The organism is Vibrio sp. 10N.222.46.A1, from assembly GCF_041473595.1.
Taxonomy (GTDB): domain Bacteria; phylum Pseudomonadota; class Gammaproteobacteria; order Enterobacterales; family Vibrionaceae; genus Vibrio; species Vibrio tasmaniensis_A.
This window is the reverse complement of sequence record NZ_JBFRSN010001345.1, coordinates 1-376: the sequence shown is the minus strand read 5'-3', so window position 1 is coordinate 376 and position 376 is coordinate 1. Positions and strand designations below refer to the sequence as shown.

General features: G+C 49.5%; 1 protein-coding gene. It reads right to left on the bottom strand.

The features are described 5' to 3' along the window. A partial coding sequence (locus tag AB4496_RS26490) for a hypothetical protein (RefSeq protein WP_372132877.1) occupies positions 1 to 376 on the bottom strand: 376 nt, incomplete at both ends.

The window sequence follows — 376 nt, the reverse complement described above, 5'->3', positions numbered from 1 at the left end:
GCGTCAGTGCACATTCAAACGTCACGCCTTTAGCGCCACCAGTTACGAGAACTTTGTCGCTCTTGGTGAGTTGAGCGCCTGTGTTTTTAGTTTGTGCAGCGCCTGGTGTTGTCGCAATCAGTGTTGCACGACCAGATTCACCGTTTTCCGCATGGCTAAGGCCGATTTCAACCGTGTTGGTATCGATATCGAACAGTTCGCCTGTGATAGCTTCAGCTAGGTGACGAGCATCAATAGAAGCGTCAGCATCCAATGCACGGCAGAACACGTTTGACCATTCATGGCTCAGTGTCTTAGTTAGACCAGACAACGCGGCTTGGTTAAGTTCTGCATTCGCTAGTTGCTTAGTATCTAGGTAACCAAAGCCACCATCGAT